This is a genomic window from Leptospira venezuelensis (assembly GCF_002150035.1).
Lineage (GTDB): Bacteria > Spirochaetota > Leptospiria > Leptospirales > Leptospiraceae > Leptospira_B > Leptospira_B venezuelensis.
The window spans coordinates 692,873-712,894 of sequence record NZ_NETS01000011.1; the positions used below are offsets into that span (position 1 = coordinate 692,873).

17 protein-coding genes are annotated in these 20,022 nt (G+C 39.8%); 5 read left to right on the forward strand and 12 right to left on the reverse strand.

Features of this window, described 5'->3' with window-relative positions; translation table 11 throughout:
* Positions 1–8: 8 nt before the first annotated feature.
* From B1C82_RS19350 to B1C82_RS19375, 6 genes are all read right to left on the reverse strand, one after another.
* Positions 9–2,684 carry a sensor histidine kinase gene (locus tag B1C82_RS19350; protein ID WP_086449170.1) on the reverse strand — a complete coding sequence of 892 codons (2,676 nt, stop codon included), beginning with the start codon at positions 2,682–2,684 and terminating at the stop codon, positions 9–11.
* Positions 2,685–2,694: 10 nt separating this feature from the next.
* Positions 2,695–3,264 carry a potassium-transporting ATPase subunit KdpC gene (kdpC, locus tag B1C82_RS19355; RefSeq protein ID WP_086449171.1) on the reverse strand — a complete coding sequence of 190 codons (570 nt, stop codon included), beginning with the start codon at positions 3,262–3,264 and terminating at the stop codon, positions 2,695–2,697.
* The gene (kdpB, locus tag B1C82_RS19360) at positions 3,261–5,351 is read right to left on the reverse strand and encodes a potassium-transporting ATPase subunit KdpB (RefSeq protein WP_086449172.1); all 2,091 of its coding nucleotides are present in this window, start codon (positions 5,349–5,351) and stop codon (positions 3,261–3,263) included. The genes kdpC and kdpB overlap by 4 nt, the downstream gene beginning before the upstream one ends.
* Positions 5,352–5,362: 11 nt before the next feature.
* Positions 5,363–7,042, reverse strand: a complete 1,680-nt coding sequence (gene kdpA, locus B1C82_RS19365) for a potassium-transporting ATPase subunit KdpA (RefSeq protein ID WP_086449173.1) — start codon at positions 7,040–7,042, stop codon at positions 5,363–5,365.
* 9 nt (positions 7,043–7,051) lie between these two features.
* Positions 7,052–7,135: a K(+)-transporting ATPase subunit F gene (kdpF, locus tag B1C82_RS19370; RefSeq protein WP_008590037.1), complete on the reverse strand. Its 84-nt coding sequence runs from the start codon at positions 7,133–7,135 to the stop codon at positions 7,052–7,054.
* Positions 7,136–7,321: 186 nt separating this feature from the next.
* Complete coding sequence (locus B1C82_RS19375) at positions 7,322–8,035, reverse strand: nitroreductase (protein WP_086449174.1); 714 nt, start codon at positions 8,033–8,035, stop codon at positions 7,322–7,324.
* Positions 8,036–8,141: 106 nt separating this feature from the next.
* Here B1C82_RS19375 and B1C82_RS19380 point away from each other — a divergent pair, with 106 nt between their 5' ends.
* The gene (locus B1C82_RS19380) at positions 8,142–8,741 is read left to right on the forward strand and encodes a TetR/AcrR family transcriptional regulator (RefSeq protein ID WP_086449175.1); all 600 of its coding nucleotides are present in this window, start codon (positions 8,142–8,144) and stop codon (positions 8,739–8,741) included.
* A gap of 42 nt (positions 8,742–8,783) precedes the next feature.
* On the opposite strand, the gene B1C82_RS19385 is transcribed toward B1C82_RS19380, so the two are convergent.
* From B1C82_RS19385 to B1C82_RS19400, 4 genes are all read right to left on the reverse strand, one after another.
* Entirely contained in the window at positions 8,784–9,317 is a 534-nt protein-coding gene (locus B1C82_RS19385) for an LIC20153 family lipoprotein (protein WP_086449176.1), read from the reverse strand.
* Positions 9,318–9,474: 157 nt separating this feature from the next.
* Positions 9,475–10,518 carry an arsenosugar biosynthesis radical SAM (seleno)protein ArsS gene (arsS, locus tag B1C82_RS19390; protein ID WP_086449177.1) on the reverse strand — a complete coding sequence of 348 codons (1,044 nt, stop codon included), beginning with the start codon at positions 10,516–10,518 and terminating at the stop codon, positions 9,475–9,477.
* A gap of 14 nt (positions 10,519–10,532) precedes the next feature.
* Positions 10,533–10,874 carry an arsenosugar biosynthesis-associated peroxidase-like protein gene (locus tag B1C82_RS19395; RefSeq protein ID WP_086449178.1) on the reverse strand — a complete coding sequence of 114 codons (342 nt, stop codon included), beginning with the start codon at positions 10,872–10,874 and terminating at the stop codon, positions 10,533–10,535.
* Positions 10,875–10,895: 21 nt separating this feature from the next.
* Entirely contained in the window at positions 10,896–11,381 is a 486-nt protein-coding gene (locus tag B1C82_RS19400; RefSeq protein WP_086449179.1) for a DUF4395 domain-containing protein, read from the reverse strand.
* 80 nt (positions 11,382–11,461) lie between these two features.
* Here B1C82_RS19400 and B1C82_RS19405 point away from each other — a divergent pair, with 80 nt between their 5' ends.
* The 4 genes from B1C82_RS19405 (at position 11,462) to B1C82_RS19420 (ending at position 18,321) form a co-directional block, all read left to right on the forward strand.
* A complete protein-coding gene (locus tag B1C82_RS19405) occupies positions 11,462–12,865 on the forward strand; it encodes an MptA/MptB family glycosyltransferase (RefSeq protein WP_086449180.1) in 1,404 nt (467 codons plus the stop codon).
* Between the two features lie 9 nt (positions 12,866–12,874).
* The gene (locus tag B1C82_RS19410) at positions 12,875–14,179 is read left to right on the forward strand and encodes an adenylate/guanylate cyclase domain-containing protein (protein WP_086449181.1); all 1,305 of its coding nucleotides are present in this window, start codon (positions 12,875–12,877) and stop codon (positions 14,177–14,179) included.
* Positions 14,179–14,907 carry a class I SAM-dependent methyltransferase gene (locus tag B1C82_RS19415; RefSeq protein WP_086449182.1) on the forward strand — a complete coding sequence of 243 codons (729 nt, stop codon included), beginning with the start codon at positions 14,179–14,181 and terminating at the stop codon, positions 14,905–14,907. The genes B1C82_RS19410 and B1C82_RS19415 overlap by 1 nt, the downstream gene beginning before the upstream one ends.
* Positions 14,908–15,033: 126 nt before the next feature.
* The gene (locus B1C82_RS19420) at positions 15,034–18,321 is read left to right on the forward strand and encodes an efflux RND transporter permease subunit (RefSeq protein ID WP_086449183.1); all 3,288 of its coding nucleotides are present in this window, start codon (positions 15,034–15,036) and stop codon (positions 18,319–18,321) included.
* A gap of 103 nt (positions 18,322–18,424) precedes the next feature.
* On the opposite strand, the gene B1C82_RS19425 is transcribed toward B1C82_RS19420, so the two are convergent.
* Both B1C82_RS19425 and B1C82_RS19430 read right to left on the reverse strand, forming a co-directional pair.
* On the reverse strand, positions 18,425–19,024 hold the full coding sequence (locus B1C82_RS19425) for a TetR/AcrR family transcriptional regulator (protein WP_086449184.1): 600 nt from the start codon (positions 19,022–19,024) through the stop codon (positions 18,425–18,427).
* 3 nt (positions 19,025–19,027) lie between these two features.
* A complete protein-coding gene (locus B1C82_RS19430; protein WP_086449185.1) occupies positions 19,028–20,017 on the reverse strand; it encodes an aldo/keto reductase in 990 nt (329 codons plus the stop codon).
* Positions 20,018–20,022: the final 5 nt, after the last annotated feature.

The following is a 20,022-nucleotide window of genomic DNA, read 5'->3' on the forward strand; positions in this document are numbered from 1 at the left end:
TGATTGGACTAGACAATTGAATCCCCCAAAGGAGGAAAAGTAAGCACGGGGATCCTAATCAGGAATCTAGCTCCCCCTTCTTGTCTATTCTCCGCCCAGATCTTTCCACCTTGCGCTTCCACAAGTCCTTTGCATATAGAAAGTCCAAGACCCGTTCCTTGCATAGAACCTGAAACCTTGGTAAATTTTTCGAAAATTCTATCCTCTTGTCCAACCGGAATCCCTGGTCCATTATCCTCTACCGTTAATAGAAGATGATCCTTCGGAACACTTGCTCTTACTATAACCGTACTATTTTTTTCAGTATGTAAAAATGCATTTTGCAAAAGATGCACCAAAACTTGTATCATCAGTCTTCTATCCATTCTAACAAGAGGCATACTGTCATCTGTTTGGACTGATAATGTATGTTCTCCCTTTTCATATTCTGCAATCTGAATCGTCTCATTCACCAGATCTATAGGGTCTTCCCATTGGAGATCTAACATCAATCTTCCTGATTCCAATCTGGACATATCCAGAAGATCCACTACCAATCTATCTAATTTTTTATAAGCGATTCTTATTTCAGAAAATAGCTGAGACCTTTCTTTTTCATCCTTTTTGGCGCCAGCTTCCAAGAGATCCAATGATGCACGGATCACAGTCAAAGGGGTTCTGAAATCATGACTGACTGAATTAAATAACGCGGAATAAAATTTTTCGGATTCTTCCACTAGCTTTGCATTTGCACGAATTCCAAGTAATTGTATTCTTTCTAATGCTAAAGCAATTTGGTTTAACATAGAAAACAAAAGAGTCTCTTCTTCTAATTCCAGACTTTCCTTATTTTCTCTGTCGAGTCCCACCACTCCGAAACATCCTCCTGGAGTGAGTAAAGGAAGATACAAGCCTTTAGACATTGGAACAGTGTCAGTATCTTTTCCGGACGGTTTTCTATTTTGAAAAGTCCAAGCTGCAAGAGCTGACTCTTTCATATCGAGCTTAAAGCCACTTTTTGGATGAGGAGTGTGAGAAAGATACAAATCCTGATCCGTGAGCAAGATCAAAACCGAAGATTGGAATGTCTCCTCGATTGTCTCTATGGCAACTGATGCGATCTCATCCACGCTATGGGTTTTAGATAATGCTACTGAAAGTCGATAAAGACCGGAGAGTGCCTCTTCACCTGCTTGCAATGCTTCTTCTCTATCCCTTAACCTCGTGGTGAGGACTCCTAAGACTAAGGCTAATACGAAATAAGTTCCGAACATCATCCAATCTTCTACTTTTTCAATATAGAAGGTAAACTTAGGAGGGATGAATAAAAAGTTCCAGAAGATAGCGCTCAAAGAAGCAGTGACTAAAACAGGACCTCTTCCTGCAAATAAAGCCACAAACATTATAAAAAACAGATATACTAGTCCAATCGACCAATAACCTGCAAAAATGTTTAACAAAAGGTTAAAAGAAGTGATACCAAGTAATGCTAAAAAGGAAAGAAAATATTGGATTGGTTTAGATCTGGTCCCTTTCGTAAAAAATCCTAACCGGACTTTAGTTACCTCTTTAATAATTTCAGTAGGGGCAAGAAGTATTTGAAAATCTCCAGGTTGTTCACTCAGTTTTTCTACAAATGAACCACCTGTTAAAACTTTAGAAAGTTTAGACTTACCACTTCTTCCAATGACTACATGAGTCGCCTTAGTACGATTAATTGCTCTTACGATCCCAAGAACTGGATCTCTATCTGAAAAATTCAGGATCTCTGCACCCAACTCTCGCGCAAGAGCTAAGTTTTCCCTTATCAGATCCTTCGCTTCTCGAGCCAATACATTCCCATCGTCCACATGTACTGCAACCAAAGGACATTTTAATCCGAAGGAAATCCGTTTTGCATAACGTATCAAATTAGCTGCTTGCGGAGAAGAAGACACTGCCACTAATATTTTATCTGAAAGTTTGGAGTCTTTTGTTGGCTCTAATCTAGAAAGCTCTCGGTCCACAAGTTTAGAGGTAAAATTTAAAGAAAGTTCCCTAAGAGCGGTTAGATTTGGGACCTTAAAAAAAGAATGTAAGGCCTGGGGAACCTTGTCAGAAGGATAAACCTTACCTTCTTTCAAACGTTTGATTAGGTCATCAGGTACAAGATCGATCAATTCGACTTCATCAGCAATTTCTAAAATAGAGTCTGGAACTCTTTCCCCAACAGGAGCACCCGAAATTTCTTCTACTATGCCCGCCCTACTTTCCAAATGTTGTACATTCAAAGTAGAATAAACATTTATTCCTTGGTCTAAAATTTCCAGAACGTCTTGGTATCTTTTTGGATGTCTAGAACCAGGAACATTTGTATGAGCAAGTTCATCTATTAATATCAGATCCGGTTTTTTCTCCAGAATCGCATCCAGATCCATTTCTTCCAAATCAACCGATTTATATTTAAATCTTTTTCTCGGAATAATAGAAAGTCCCTCTGCCTGAGCTTCCGTTTCTTTTCTATTATGAGTTTCTAGATAACCGATCCAAACATCGACTCCTTCCGATTTTGCTTTTTGAGCATCTCGAAGCATTTCAAACGTTTTGCCTACACCTGCGGCCATACCGAAGAAAATTTTCAATTTTCCTCTGGTTTTAGAATTTTCTCCTCCAATCCTGGAAAGTAACTCATCCGGATCAGGTCTATTTTCTTCTGCAGGTCTCACTCTATGTACTTTAATTTTTAAGAATATTCTTCTCTAAGTAAACCGATCTCAACCTTAGATTCAATTTTAGAATATTGATCTTAGCAGAACCGAACAATCCCCATTTAGGCGATTCTATTGAGTCTTCTACCAATTGAATCAATCTACCTTCTGAAATTCCATTCGATTTCGCAACAATTGGAATTTGATATTTCACAGCTTCCGGGCTCAGATGGGGATCTAATCCACTTCCGGATGAATACAATAGTTCAAGAGGAACAGGCTCTGCTCCTCCAAGAGCGATCCAATAGTCTTTCCTCTCATCTACTTTTTTAGAAAGTTGAGAACTAGTAGGTCCAAGATTAGAAGCGCCGGAAGAAGAAGGATCATATCCTACTGCAGAAGGTCTAGAATGAAAATATTCAGGTGAATCGAAAGACTGAGCAAGTAATTCGGAACCGACTATTTTTCCATTTAACGCAATCAAAGAGCCTGAACTTTCCTTTGGAAAAGTTAATTTAGAAAATCCAAATACTAGAGCAGGATAAATAATCCCACAGACAAAAGTCCAAAGCCCTAATTGTAAGAGAGCCCTTATCATGCGAACACCCCTTTAGTAAAACTTAAAATCAGATCGATACCTTTTATCCCGAAAAAAGGAAGTATGAGTCCGCCTAAACCATAGATAAACACATTTCGGGCCAGAACTGAATCTGCACCCGCTGGCCTATAACTCACTCCCTTTAATGCGAGGGGAACCAAAAATACCAAGATAAGCGCATTAAAAATCACTGCACTTAAAACCGCAGATTCAGAACTTGCAAAACCAAGAATATTCAAAATAGATAAAGCACCTACTCCAGCGATGGGAAATAATCCAGCAAACATCGCAGGAAGGATCACAAAATATTTAGAAACATCATTTGCAATACTAAAAGTAGTCAAAGAACCTCTTGTCATAAGAAGTTGTTTTCCAATCTCTACGATTTCAATTAGTTTAGTCGGATTACTATCCAAATCGATCATATTCCCAGCTTCTCTTGCTGTTTGGGTTCCTGTATTCATCGCAACACCCACATCCGCTTGTGCTAAAGCTGGTGCGTCATTTGTTCCGTCACCTATCATTGCTACAAGTTTCCCACCGGATTGTTCTTCACGGATACGTTTTAGTTTCGTTTCTGGAGTTGCTTCTGCAATAAAATCATCCACTCCAGCTTCCGCAGCAATCGCTGCCGCAGTTAAAGGATTGTCCCCGGTGATCATCACTGTTCGAATTCCCATTTGCCTAAGCCTTGAAAATCTTTCTTTGATCCCACCTTTTACGATATCTTTCAAGTGAATGACACCTAAAATTTCTCTTCCTTCCGAGACAACCAGAGGAGTTCCTCCCTCTCTTGCAATCTCATCTACAATATCCGAAATCTCTTTTGGATATTCTCCACCTAAACCGGTAATATAATTTCGGATGGATTCAGAAGCTCCCTTTCGGATCGAAGGTCTTGTTTTTCCTTCTGCGTCGGGATCAAAGTCAACACCGCTCATTTTACTTTTAGCAGTAAAAGGAACAAATCGCCCTCCTAACTCTGATAAATTCCTTCCTCTTAGATCGAATTTTTCTTTTGCGAGTACTACAATCGATCTTCCTTCCGGTGTTTCGTCAGAAAGGGAAGCAAGTTGCGCAGCATCGGCAATATTCTTTTCTGAAATTCCTGGAGCAGGAAGGAATCTCGTTGCCATTCGGTTCCCTAAAGTGATTGTTCCTGTTTTATCTAAAAGGAGAACATCTATATCTCCGGCTGCTTCTATTGCTCTTCCCGATTTGGCAATTACGTTCCTTCTCATAAGCCTATCCATACCGCTGATCCCAATTGCGGACAATAACCCACCGATTGTAGTGGGGATTAAACAAACTAGAAGACCAACTAACGCAGGAAAAGAACCTGAAAGTCCTAAATTTCCACCTCCTTCTTTTTGGCTATAGAAGACTGCTGGCACCAGTGATGTAATCGCTACTAAAAAAACCAAAGATAATGCAGAAAGAAGGATCGAAAGCGCGATCTCATTCGGAGTCTTTTGCCTAGAAGCTCCTTCTACAAGAGAGATCATCTTATCAATGAAAGTTTTTCCGGGATCTGTTGTGATCTGAACTACGATCCTATCACTTAAAACTTTTGTGCCCCCGGTAACTGCAGATCTGTCCCCTCCTGATTCCCGAATTACTGGTGCGGACTCTCCGGTTATAGCAGACTCATCCACGGATGCGATACCTTCTACCACCTCACCATCACCCGGTATTTGGTCTCCTGCTTTACAAACTACCTTATCTCCAGTTCTTAACTCGGAAGAAGGAACTATAACTACAGAATTTCCGTTTAATTTATTCGCTTTGGATTCCTTTCTTGTTTTTTTCAGGGATTCTGCTTTTGCCTTTCCCCTACCTTCTGCTAAAGCTTCTGCAAAATTTGCGAACAAGACTGTGGCCCATAACCAAATAGAAATTTGCAGGCCAAAACTAAAATTTACAGGATGAAAGACCAAATCATAAGAACTTAATATTGCTCCTATGTATACGATAAACATCACAGGATTTTTCCATTGAATTTTCGGATCCAATTTCAGGAAAGAATCCAAAATAGCTTTTAGCAAAGACTTAGGATCCTGAAAAAAAGATGAATTTTTATTTTTCATTATATTAAACCTTAAAATTTAGAACCGGAATGAAGAAGAATATGTTCACTTCCAGGTCCTAAGACTAAAACCGGAAGAAACGTTAGAGCTCCTACCAAAAAGATTACAGAAAGAAGAAGTATTACAAACAGAGGACTTTCTGTTGAGAAAGTTCCATCTCCCTTTGGAGCAATCTTCTTACCCAATAAGGCTCCGCTTAGCCCCAGAGCTGGAATGATCACAGCAAATCTTCCTATCAACATACAAACAGAAAGAGCAAAATTATAAAATGGAGTATTCGTATTCAAACCTGCAAACGCTGATCCGTTATTTCCCGACGCGGACGCAAATGCGTATAATATTTCAGTTAGACCATGAGGTCCTAAATTCGTCCGAGAAGAAAGTGCAGATTCATGAAGAAGAGAAAATGCGGTGAATAATAGAATGCAAAGTCCAGGCACCAAAACACCTATGAGTGCAAGTTTCACTTCCTTAGCTTCTATTTTCTTTCCGAAATATTCAGGAGTTCGACCGACCATGAGTCCCGCAATAAATACTGTCAGAATCACGTAGAATAACATTCCGATTAATCCAACACCCACTCCACCGAATACAACTTCTCCTAGAAGAATATTCCAAACTGCAAGTCCCCCTGCAAGAGGAGAAAAACTATCATGCATAGCGTTCACAGAACCATTAGATGCTGCCGTGGTCGCTATTTCCCAAAGTACACTTTGGGCCACTCCGAACCTGATTTCCTTACCTTCCCAGTTTCCTATAAAATTACTTTCCGACCAAAGTGAGATGGAAAGGCTTATCACAAATAGAAATGTCATCCCCAAAAATATAGAAAGACCTGCCTTCCAAGAACCAACCCATCTTCCATAAGCAAAAGGTAATGCTCCCGGAAGAAGTAGGATCAAAATACATTGCACCCAGCTGGAAAAAACTGTAGGGTTCTCAAAAGGATGAGCTGAGTTGACTCCAAAAAATCCTCCCCCATTGGTTCCCAATTGTTTGATCGCAATTTGAGAAGCTGCAGGGCCAAGAGGGATTTTTACCGCATTGCCTTCGACCCCGATCGAATCCACATATTTGGAAAAATCCATAACTACTCCTTGGGAGACCAAGATAAACGCGACTAAGATAGAAATTGGTAAAAGAATATATAATATACTTCTGGTTAAATCTATATAGAAGTTACCTATGCCGGAATATTCACCTGGTTTAGAGATCATTCCTCTTGCCATAGCTGCAAGAGCTGCAATCCCCACGCCCGCGCTTACAAAATTCTGCACTCCCAGAAGCAACATCTGGCTTAAATAAGAAAGGGAAACTTCCCCAGAATAAGACTGCCAATTCGTGTTTGTTACAAAACTAACGGAAGTATTCCAGGCGAGATCCCAAGGAACTCCTAACTTTCCTTCCGGGTTTCCTGGAAGAAAGTTTTGGAAATGAAGCCCTAGTACTACCAAGATTAAACCAAAAAAGGTAAAAATCCCAATATCTAGTAAATAATTTTTCCAATCAGAATTTTGATCCTCTCTTATTCCAGAAATCTTATAGAGAAAAGATTCGGTTCTGGCAAAGAATCGAAAACGTTTGGAAACTTCTCCCTTAAGGAGATCTGCTATATAAATTCCTAAAAAAGGAGATAGAAGAAATAAAACTGTAAAATATAAAAAGAAGAAGATAGAGTCGTTTCCGTTCATTTATTTCTCCTAAAATTTTTCCGGTTTTAAAATGGAGAAGGAGAGATAACCGCATAATGCGATGACTAAAACGATTAGAAATGTATAAGACAAGATTCCTCCCAGGCGGAAACATTCCGTCTATTCCAAAAACCTAACCTGTTTTTTGGAATTCGTCAATGCGAACCCGCATGAGAAGAAACTATATTTGCGTTAATTTTGCGTTAAGATTACACACAGACCACAGAAGCCAAGGATCTTGAAAACTCCGAGTTCTCAGTGAGCTCTGTGTAAAATATTTTACGTGTAAAATTTCACTAAATCGGAAACTTCCTCTCTCGGTGTATGAAACTTATTTAATGTTGAGTCGGGCTTAGGATAACCCAGACTTAGGCCGCAGACAATTTTTTCTGATTCTGATAGACCTAATTCTTTTCGGACCACTTCCGGAAAGGCAGATAATGCAGCCTGGGGAACAGTTCCTAGTCCGTAACTTCTGGCAAGAAGCATAACTGTATTCAAGAAACATCCGATGTCCAATGCGATATAAAAATTAAGTTCGAATTCAGTCGTGATAAATACTGCTGTAGGAGCTCCAAAAAACTCGAAATTCCGAAGCATAAACTTATCTCTCGCTTCTTTGTCTTTTCTTTCAATACCCGCTGCACCATATATCTTCATTCCAAGATCAAACATTCTACGTTTCGCATCCGCAGGAAAACCGGTTGGCCAAATCGTATCAGGCACTGGAGTTTCGGACTGTTTTGCTCTTTCTTGTAATAGTTCCGCCATTCTATCTCGTCTAGAGCCACTCACCACATGCACCTTCCAAGGTTGGCTGTTTTTCCAACTTGGAGCACGCAGAGATTTAGAGAATAATTCCTTTAATACGGAATCTTCTACAGGTTTAGAAAGATAGTCCCGGATACTGTGGCGGGTAAAGATTGCCTCTTCCACACTGGAAGCAATTCCTGAAATATCAATGGATTCGGTTTCTGAGGATAAAGAAGACATATAGACCTCCGATTTAGACTTGCATTTTAACAAATTTCGGTCTTTCTGGAATAAGAAAGGACCGGACAGACAAGTCTGTCTGTTATTCAACCCCAGGAAGAAAAAAATGTCAACCAAAGAAAAAGGAGTAAAAGATAGGATTTTGGAAACTGCGGTTCGACTTTTCCAAACCCAAGGGTATGGGAACACAGGGATCAACCAGATCATCCAAGAATCTCAGACTGCAAAGGCAAGCTTTTACGATTACTACCCCTCTAAGGATTCTTTAGGAAAGGCATACATAGAATTTTACGGAAAGGAACAGCTCGTATTATTAGAAAAGTTACAGTCCAGATCGGAGAATGCGCGGGACTTTATCCAAGCCTGGACCCATATCCTAAGAAGACAAACCAGGAACAGTGAGTTTGCAGGTTGCCCAATGGCAAACACCGCAGCTCAAATTGCATCCACTTCTCCTTCCATCTCGGAAGAAGTTAAAAAATTGGCCCTACGGACAGTAGACTTTCTTTCTATCTATTTAAAAGAAATGCAAAAGAAGGGACAAGGACAGATACCAAAGACCGCGGACACACAAACCTTGGCTCGAAAGATATTCGCTTGTTACGAAGGTGTATTACAGATCTGGAAACTGACTGGAAAAATTTCTGCGTTAGACGATTTACCGGAGATGGTAGATGCGATCATTAAAAGTTCAGGAAAGAAGTGAATGATCCCCTCCGCTCGGAAGCGGAGGAAATCGATTTTCAAATTAATTGCGTTCGATTGTTGCAGCAGGAGCTGTAGTTCCAACAATGTATAGCAAGAAATAATAAGAACCGGGAGCATTATCATTAGTCCATACATATGGCCCAGCACCGTTTCGGTTTGTGCTATTGAAAGGAACAAATCCATCTACAATAGTAGATTCTGCTAAAGGACAGTCAGCACTTTCATAAACGACCGGCTCATCTCCTCCGGCTTCTGGATTTGCAATTACATCGACTCCAGTAAATGTTACGGTGTCACCATTCTGCATGCCTAAAGCTTCTACAATTGCAATAGGGTGATTCACGAATGGGATTCTTCCCCAGATTACACTAGTAGCACCAGCCCCTTCTATTGCACGAGTACGGTTTACGCCTACTGATGCTTTACCTGGGAAGGCTACTAAACAATCTCCCCCACCGCCAAGTGCGTTTAATAGCGCTAAGTTTGTTAGGTCGCTACCATCTTCCTTTTTACAATCCACGAAAGAAGCCGAGAGCAAAAGTACCAATAATAACCATATAGCTTTTTGTTTCATTTTAGGTTGTCTCCACAGAACAGTCGTTCCTAATACTCTTTTTCAAGAACGGGTCTGAGTTTCAATCTCAATATTTAAACAAAGAAAGAAATTGATGTTAATTACTGTCAATTTGTCTCAATATTTGGAAAAAAAGTCAGGTTTCTTTACTTTTTTGCTAAGCGATGGAACCGCCACAGGATGAACCTGCACCAGCGGTACATCCATAACAATGTTGGTGTAATAAGATCTCTCTGGAATCCAATACGGATTTGTTGAATTCTGAAATTTTGGAGATCTTCCCTTCTATCTTCATATCCAACATTTGGTTAAAATCGCAATCATATAGACTTCCTTCCCAACCTACACTTAATGTGTTACGGCACATAACGCCTGTAGCAGCTACTGGATTAAAAGCAGTTACTAATTTTTCTAAATAAGCCTCTAAGTTGCCGCTTTCGAGTAAGGATTCCAAAAATCTGCTAATTGGCATATTGGAAAGAGCAAATAAAGAATTGAATTGAACATCGTAGATCTGCTTCAATTCCTTTTTAAAATCGTTCTCTAACGTGGATTGCCCTCCTGCAAGAAAAGAGCCCACAGGATTATAAACTAAATTTAATATAAGATCGGAACCAGGAATACCGTATCCGATAGAATTCAATTTTCTTAATGCTTCAATAGAACGGTCGAATACACCTTCTCCTCTTTGAGCATCCGTTCTTCTTTTCTGGAAATAAGGGAGACTTGAAACCACTTCCACCTTATGTTTCGCGAAAAATTCAGGAAGGTCTTTGTATTTTTCTCCAGCCAGAAGAATGGTAAGATTGCAACGGATCATGATCTTCTTCCCTAATTTGGAAGCTTCTTCCACGAACCATCTAAAATTAGGATTCATCTCAGGAGCTCCTCCTGTGATATCCAAAGTATTCACACCGGGAGTTGCTAAGGCCACCAGACATTCTTCCATGGTTTCCTTGCTCATGATCTCCCTGCGATCCGGACCGGCATCCACATGACAATGTTTGCAGGTCTGGTTGCAGAGTTTCCCCACGTTCACTTGTAGTATGTCCACCCCGGTAGGGCGCAAAGGATAGAGTGCCGCTTCTTTTAATTTATCTGAAAAACTAGGCAGACCCAATTTTCCGGAAACTTCCGTAAGAATTTTCAATTGTTCTTTGGAAGAAGCGAGCTCGCTCCCTCTTGCTAATAGGGATTTCATACTTTAGAAACTCCTTATAAACCGAGTTCTTTTACTTTGTTTAATGCTTGTACGCTATGAACAAGAGTAGCTCCACCTCGGATCGCTGCTCCCACGTGGATCGCTTCCCAGATCTGTTCTTCGGTTACACCTTTTTCTACAGTATCAGTTGTGTAAGCGTCAATACAATAAGGACATTGTACAACATGGGCAACTGCAAGAGCGATTAATGATTTTTCTTTAGCAGATAAGGCTCCATCCGCAAAAACTGCTCCGTAATAATCAAAAAATTTTTTTGCTAGATCAGGCTCGAATTCTCCTATATTCCCGAATTTTTTTAGATCTTCCGGCTTGTAATAAGTTGTTTCCTGCGCCACAAAAGGCCTCCATCGTTTAATTTATTTTTTAATCGCGAATTGGATATTATTGCACTTCTCGCAGACTTCCTCAGGAATCCATCCCCATTGTATCAGAAATCCGAAAACAAAACAACCTGCACAGAATCCCAAAATAGATTCTAAACTTGCAAAAATTACAAGAACTCCAAGAACAACTTGGAATGAGAATACTTGTCCGAAGAATAATAGTATGAATGCAGTTCCGCTAAAGATAACTCCCACAAATTGAGCGAATCTTTTAGGAGGGCCTGCCACTGTTTTGGACCCAAGACCAAGTAACGGTACGATCCCATGTATAGCGAGTTTTGCAAACAGTGAGAACTTAGGCCCGTACAATACTCTAGCGGAAAATCCGTAGAACAAAGCTCCCGCTAACCAAAGCGATTGCGTAATTATCGCGGCCAAACTTAAGATGACAACAAGGCCCGCAACGGTCCTAGCCGCATATTCATTAACAGTGTCTGGGAAATTACCAATTCGAATCATTCTTTCTTGCCCAATACCTTTTCGCCTAGTTAGACCAATACATCTGAGAACTCAAGAATATTTTCGCTATATTGAACAAAATGGTTAATATAATTGTACGAGATATAAATAACTGGCGGCTAAATGTAGGCACTTCTACAATTTTACTCCTTTGGGCACTTCCACTCGCACTATTCCCATTGTTTTTCCAAAGGAGTGATATCTGGCAACTCTCTGGAGCATTCTTCCTTAGCCTGAGCTTCTACTTTGTATTCCTAAAATTCTTTTCGGACAGAAGAGAGAAAATCGGGGTCTGGGCAGGGATCTTACTGAGGGTTTGCTTCCTATTCACTCCCGTATTTTTGTCGGAAGATACATTTCGTTTTTTATGGGATGGTCTTTTAGTTTCGGAAGGTATCTCCCCTTATTCGGAACTTCCTATAAATATAAAATTGGGATTCGACCAAAACTTGGAGAAGGAACTACTCTCCAAAATGAATTCTCCCAATTATTACTCTGTTTATCCACCCGTACTGCAGTTTTTATTTTTGGTTCCGGTATTCTTCTTAAAAAGAGGACTTTCCATTTTCTGGGCGATCTCTATCTGGAAAGGTATTTTAATTTTATTTGAATTAGGAATTCTTTATATATTTTCAAAAAGAAAAAAAGAAGAAGGGTCCGGGAATTTTCTCACATACTGGCTCCATCCACTCGTGCTATGGGAAGGAATTGGAAATGGTCATCCGGAGCCTATCCTATTTTTCTTTGTATTCTTAGGAATACTCTCTTGGGAAAAGGAAAAAGTTTTGAGCGGAATTGTATTTTATATAACTTCCATCCTAACTAAAATACTTCCTCTACTCGCCCTGCCCTTTTTGTTTTTCTATTGGTGTAGAAGGTCCACTGGTCGCAAAATTCTATTGTTATTCAGTGCAAGTTTTATAATATTCGGATCTACATTTGGTTGGTTTTTATTTTCAGAAGCTGGAGAAAAAATTTTAGAAGAACATTGGAGAAAAGGAATAGGAGTCTATTTTACTTTATTCGAATTCCATGGAGGATTTTACTATCTTCTGAAAAATTTAATCAGGCACACTTGGTATCCATACTCTACAGGAATTTTATTAGGTATTTTAAGTATCTTTACAATTTCTTTTTATTCTTTCAGAACTTCTAAAATCGAAACAAAGAACAAAACAATTTTTCTCCTTACAGTCTGGATCCATTTATGTGGAATTTATTATTTGTTTTCGAGCACTGTACATCCTTGGTATTTTCTTCCAATCCTAGCAGCTTCAGTTTTTACAAAAATGATTTGGCCTTTAGTTGCTTCTTCTATTTGGATATTATCTTATTCCACTTATTCTTCTTATCCATATTACGATAGGGACTGGGTCCTGATCCTAGAACATTCTCTTGTAATTGGGACCTTCTTCTTTGAAAATTTTCTCTTGCTTAAAGAAAGGAGAAAACGAATATATTTCGAAAATTCTAGCTCTTGTTAGGAATCATCCATGCTATCCAAACATTTCGAAACCCTTTCAAACACCTTGGAAAAAGAGATCCTAGCCAGCGAACAGATCCGAAGTAAGATCCTTTTAGCGGCTTTCGCATTTGCAGCAGTTTCCTGGAGTATCCTATTCCTATTTTTAAAAGAGGAATTTAACCAGAGCACCGGGATAGATTTTCCATTTGAAGTACTGATAGGAGCATTGGCATTTGGAACAGTTTACGAATTCGGATTCTTAAAATTACTGAATTATCTAAAAGCAAACGGATTTAAACTTCCACTTCTACCCAGATTCGGGAATACGCTCATAGAAACATCCCTTCCTGGGATCATATTATTCATTCTAATCCAAAAACATTCTCACCCGGTAGTTCCTTTAAACTCCCCTATTTCAAATCTATATTTAATTTTCATAATACTTTCTGTTCTCAGAATGGAGTTTGGACTTTCGCTTTTCACAGGAGCTATTGCTGCAATCCAATACTTAGTCACTGGTTTGTTCTTCGTGCCTGAGTCCCCTCTGGACGGAGAATCTGCATATAGTTTCTTCTATTCTAAGATTCCAACTTATATGCGCTCAGGATTATTTTTAGCGTCGGGGATCGTGGCAGGACTAGTAGGCCTAAGACTCAAAAAGGTATTAAAAAACTCAGTAGAACGTTTAGAAGAAAGGAACGAAATTTTGGGAATGTTTGGACAATATGTTTCTCCATCTGTCGTGGATAAACTGATGAGCCAAAAAGCGGATACCGCATCCGAAAACAAGGATGTATGTGTAATGTTTTTGGATATTCGTAACTTCACAAAATTTTCGGAGGATAAAAGTCCTTCAGAAGTAATCTCTTACCTAAATACTCTTTTCGAAGATATGATAGAGATTGTGAACAAACATAATGGTATCATTAATAAATTTTTGGGAGATGGATTTATGGCAGTATTCGGAGCACCTCTCTCAGACAATGGAAAAGATGCAAAAAATGCAGTTTCTGCTTCGTTAGAAATTCAGAAAAAAGTAATAGAAATGAATATCTCCGGCAAAATCCCTGAAACAAAAATCGGAATAGGTTTACATTTCGGAGAAGCAATGACAGGAAGTGTAGGTTCTTCTCAAAGAAAAGAGTACACAATCATCGGAGATACTGTCAATCTAGCTTCTAGAGTGGAACAATTGAACAAAGATTTTGGAAGTGAAATTTTAGCGACAGATACAGTTTATGAACATGTAAAACATTTCTTAGAGGCAGAGTCCCTTCCCCCTGTAAAGGTAAAAGGAAGAGAAAAAGAAGTCCTAATTTACAAATTAACTTAATGCAAACTCCTAAATCACATTACGAAAACTTCTTAGCTCAAAAATATTCCTGGATGTTGGGAGATCTTTCTTCGAAAGAAAAGGAACAATTAGAATTATTCAGATCCTTCGAAATTTCTCCCCAAGGAAATGGAGTCGCTTGGGATCTAGGAGCAGGCAGCGGAATACAATCCATTCCATTGGAAGAATTAGGATTTCAGGTCTTAGCAATTGACTTCAGCGAAAAATTATTATCGGAGATCAAGGACAGAAAATCGGACACAAAGATCAGAACCAAAGTTGCAGATATTAGATCTAGAGACTTATACCAAGGAGTTTCTCCGGAAATCCTTTTATGTATGGGAGATACGATCACTCATTTAGAATCAGAAAAAGATTGGGAGACTACTATAAGTCTTTGGTCTAGTTTCCTTTCTCCAGGAAGTAAATTAATTTTAGGTTATCGAGATCTGAGCCATGGAAAGCCGGGAGAAAAAAGTATTTTTGTAGTCCGTTCAGATGAATCCCAAATTTTCTCATGCCAATTACAATTCTTTCAAGATAAAGTTGATATTACGGATATATTTCATGAAAAGACTGATAAAGGTTGGTCTGTTTCTTCCAGTTCGTATAACAAACTCATACTTCCGATAGATGATTTGATCAAAACTATATCATATAAAAATTTTGAACTGAAAAGAAAGGATGAGAAAAACGGGATGAATTTTTTACTTTTCGAAAAGCTTTAATTGGACCCTAGTTCTTAGAATCCGTTCCTTTTTAGAGTTATATTTAAGAGTTCCTTTTTCTCAAAAACCATTCGACAAGTCCGGACTGACTGGGAATTTGTTCGTATCCTTGCCCGGAACCCTTCCATGATAGATAAACTGATACGTCTCTCCATCAAGAATAGGATTTTTATCCTGATACTCACTGCAGGCATCACCATAATTGGTTTTTATAATGCATATCAACTTTCTATCGACGCAATTCCGGATATTACAAACGTTCAGGTATCCGTAGTAACTCAATCTCCCGGCCTTTCTCCTGTAGAGGTGGAACAGTTTATCACATATCCGATTGAGATGGAACTCACTGGTGTTCCTCACGTAACAGAGATCCGTTCTATTTCCAGAACTGGAGTGAGTAGTGTTACAGTTATCTTCAAGGACGGGACCGATATTTATTTTGCAAGGCAACTCATCAACGAAAGATTGAGAGCTGCAGAAGCAGTGATCCCCAAAGGTTATGGAAGTCCTGAGCTTTCTCCTATTGCTACAGGTCTTGGAGATATTTACGAATTTGTTCTAACAAGCGATCGCCATACTCCGGAAGAACTCAGAACTTATATGGAATGGGAACTTGCTCGAGAGATCAAATCAACCGAAGGTATTATCGATGTAAATATTATTGGCGGGGAAGCAAGACAATATCAAATCAAGATCGATCCCCAAAGATTAGCAGTTCATAATATTACATTATCTCAACTTTGTGATAAACTGGAAACAGCAAACCAGAATACTGGCGGCGGTTATATCTCCAAAAATGCGGAACAAATCGTGATCCGAGGAGAAAGCCAATTCAAAACTGTGGATGAGATCCGAAACGTTGCGGTCCAAACAGAAAGAGACGGAGTTCCTTTACTCTTAGGACAGATCGCTACTGTTGAGACTGGTCCTGCACTTCGTTTCGGGCTTATGACCAAAGATGCCAAGGGAGAAGTTGTTGGCGCTACTGCAATGATGCTCCTGGGCCAAAACTCCTTAGAAGTTGTAAAAAAAGTCAAAGAAAAGGTAGAGGTATTAAGAGCCAGACTTCCGGAAGGAATGAAGATCGTAACATTCTACGATCGTTCAGAATTTATCGGAAGAACGTTAGGAACCATCTTCACTAACCTGGCAGAAGCAGCGGTACTCGTAATTATCGTTTTAATTTTTGCGCTCGGAACAGTAAAAGGTGCACTCTTAGTTAGTTTATCCATTCCGATCCCAATGCTTGCCGCCACAATATTTATGAGAATGTTCGGTATTGTTGGTAACTTGATGTCACTTGGAGCCTTGGACTTCGGACTCTTGGTAGACGGAACCATCGTGATGTTGGAATCCGTTCTTCACGGTTTTATATTGAAACAGGCATTCTACGAACAACAAAACTCACAAGAAGACAGAAAACTCGCAGCAGAACAGATCATCACTGATTCATGCGTGAGAGTAGGAAGGGCTGCAGCTTTCTCTGTTGGGATTATCTTATTGGTATACCTACCTCTCATGACGTTAGAAGGTGTAGAAGGTAGAATGTTCAAACCGATGGCAATGACTGTTGTTATCTCGCTTGCTATGGCACTTCTATTCTCTTTAACTACCTTCCCTGCTGCAGCTAGTATCCTATTCCAAAAGCCGATATTCCACCATAGCAAGTTCTGGGACAGAGCAGAAGAAATTTATATGCAACTTCTCGACTTCGGAATGGCGAATAAAAAGTTATTCCTAAGAGCAGGTGTAGGAGTATTTGCAGTTTCTCTAATATTAGGATCTACTTTAGGATCAGAATTCCTTCCACGTATCGACGAAGGAGAATTTGCTATAGATATCAAAAGACTTCCATCTACTTCTATCAATTATTCCAGAGATACGAATACTGAAATGGAGAAGGTAATCGCTCAATTTCCGGAAGTAACAAGCGTCGTGAGCAAAATGGGTAGAGGCGAATCTGCGGCAGAACCTATCGGAACGGAAGAAGGTGAGTCTATGGTGAAACTCATTCCTTCTAACGAATGGACAAGCGCTTCTTCTCGAGACGAACTTATGGATAAGATGAAGGACGCGATCTTAAAATCAGTTCCTTCTAGTACGATCTCACTTTCTCAGCCGATCGAGAACAGAGTGAATGCACTTCTTTCCGGATCCAAAGCTGACGTTGTAATTAAAATTTACGGAGACGATCTCCAGACATTAAAGGATACTGCATCCAAATTTGCAGATAAGATCAAAAAAGTACCTGGCGCTGCTGACTTAAGAGTACAGAGAGTTCTTGGTCTTCCTTTAATCCAAATCAAAGCAGATCGACAAAAGATGGCACGTTACGGCGTGGCTGCAGAAGAAATACTTACCACAGTTGAATCTTTGCGGATCGGAAGAAAAGCTGGAAAAGTATTTGAAGGATTCAAACGATTCGATCTTGTAGTTCGTCTTCAGTTGGATGTTTCAGATCTGGACAAATTGGAAAATATTCCAGTCATGACTTCTACCGGAGTTACAGTTCCTCTCGGCCAGGTTGCAACAATAGAATTTGTAGAAGGACCTGCCGCAATCTATAGAGAATCCTTAAAACGTAGGATCATGGTCGAAGCAAACGTTCGAGGAAGAGACTTAGTAGGTTTCGTAAACGAAGCACAGAAAGTCACTGCGGATATAGAAAAAAATCTACCGGAAGGTTATAGAACAGATTGGGGTGGTCAGTTCGAGAACTTCCAAAGAGCGAAAAACAGATTGATGCTCGTGGTTCCAATTGCTCTCGGAATCATCTTCGTAATGTTAATTGCCGCATTCGGAAATATTTATTATGCAGCTGGAGTCTTCATTGTAGTACCTCTCGCAGTCGCAGGAGGGATTATTGGTCTTGTGCTAAGAGGACTTCCTTTCAGTATTCCTGCAGGTGTTGGATTTATCGCGGTAAGTGGTATCGCAGTTTTGAACGGGGTTGTGTACGCTTCCACTCTCAAAGAAGAATTAGAGAAAGGGATTACGATATCTAAGGCAGTCTTATCTGCAGGACTTCATTCACTTCGCCCAGTAATGACAACTGAGATTATTGCAGCGGTTGGATTTATTCCAATGGCAATCTCTACGATGGCCGGAGCAGAAGTGCAAAGACCTTTAGCAACAGTGGTGATCTTCGGAGTAATTGTTGCAACTGTTCTTTCCCGAGTACTTCTTCCTATAGTGATGGAATTCCTACTGAATATCTATCAAGACCAAGAAAGAAGAAAAGAAGCTCGAAAAAGAAAATTAGAGTCTGAATTCCAAGCTTCCAGAGCCCAAGAAAAAATTCCGCAAACTTTAGAAGAAGTTTCCTGGGATTCCGAAGAAGTTACAGAAGAGCCGGAAGAAATAATAAGTTCCAAATCAAAACGTTCTAAGAGTGGATTGAAAAAGAAAAAGTAAGGATCAGAATCCGGACTTTCGTCATTTTGATGCGCACGGAGAACACAGAGGTGCTTATATTTTTTTTAACTCAGTGTGCATAGTGATCTCTGTGTGAAAATTTCTATTTCTTACTTTTCAAACCTGATAGGATCGTATTCACAACAGATCTTAAAAACTCGACCCTATCTTCTTCTATATTATCGAATACCATACGCGGATGATGAAAAGCAGCAGTTCCTTCGAAGATAATCCTCGCTCCTTCCTTTGGAGTATTACAAAAAAATAATCCTTTTTGGATTCCTTCTTGGACCATTGCTTCCAATTGCTCATACATTGTCTGGATATGTTTTTTAACGAATGGTCTTGTTTTCTCGGCAGAATTATTGAATGCTGTATAAATTCTAGGATCTGATTGGACCTTCTCTCTTTTCATCGTATGGAGTGTCATAAGCCATTCCAAGATCCTTTCTTCCAATGGACTAGTCTTTGAGGAAACTTTCGCAAGAGCCGCATCGATACGGTCCAACCATCTTTTAGAAATGGAGTCGAGTAGAGCTTCTTTGTCTGCAAAATGTTTATATAAGGCTGCGTGGCTTAGGTTTAGGTTCCTAGCCACGTCTGTAAGTTTCAAACGCTCGACACCGTTTCTTCTGATCTCAATCTCTGCGGCATCGAGCACTTTTTCTTGTAATTCTTCTGGCTTTAAACCTGTTTTAGGCATTTCTCATTTAACGACGAGCTGCATCGAATGAGAAGGATATCTATCTCCTTGGAAAGCACCTTCCGGAAAAGTATCATCCAGGGTTTTCACTTCTTCCGGACTTAATTGGACCGAAAGAGCTTCTAAATTTTCCCTAAGACTTTCTCTTCTTGTGGAACCGATTAAAGGAAAAATATCTTCTCCTTTATGAAGCACCCAAGCGATAGCAAGTTGGGCAGTAGAACAACCCTTCTTCTTTGCAAGCTCTTGTAGCAGACTCACACGCTCCAAATTCGCTTCAAGGTTTTTTCCCTGAAAGCGAGGAGAAATAGATCTAAAATCCGCAACGCCCAAATGGTTTTCGATCTTTCCGGTCAGAAGTCCACGCCCCACAATTCCATACGGAACAATCGCGACTCCAAGTTCTCTCGCAGTATCAAGTAGTTCCTTCTCAATCACACGAGTTGCCAAAGAATATTCAATTTCCAAAGCAGTTACCGGATGAACTTTATGTGCCCTTCTCAAATTTTCAGGAGAAGCTTCCGAAAGTCCTAGATAACGCACATACCCTTCCTTGATCAGATCTGCGATTGCACCAACGGTATCTTCGATTGGAACTTCTGGATCGACTCTTGATGCCTGATAAATATCGATCACATCCACTCCAAGTCTAGTAAGGGAATGTGCCGCAAAGTTTTTCACAGAGTTCGGTCTAAAATCGTATCCGATGAATGCTCCATTCGGATTTCGAAGTCCTCCAAATTTCACACTGATCATTGGTTTGTCTTTTCTTCCTTTGAGTGCTTCAGAGATTAAAAGTTCGTTATGACCTATCCCGTAGAAATCACCCGTATTCAGAAAATTGATCCCTGAATCCAGTGCCTCGTGGATGGTCGCGATAGATTCTTGTCTGTTTCTGGTTTCTTTTGTGCCGTAAAAGTCCGACATCCCCATACAACCCAACCCGACTTGGGAAATTTCTGGGCCATTTTTACCTAATTTTCTCAGTTTCATTCGAA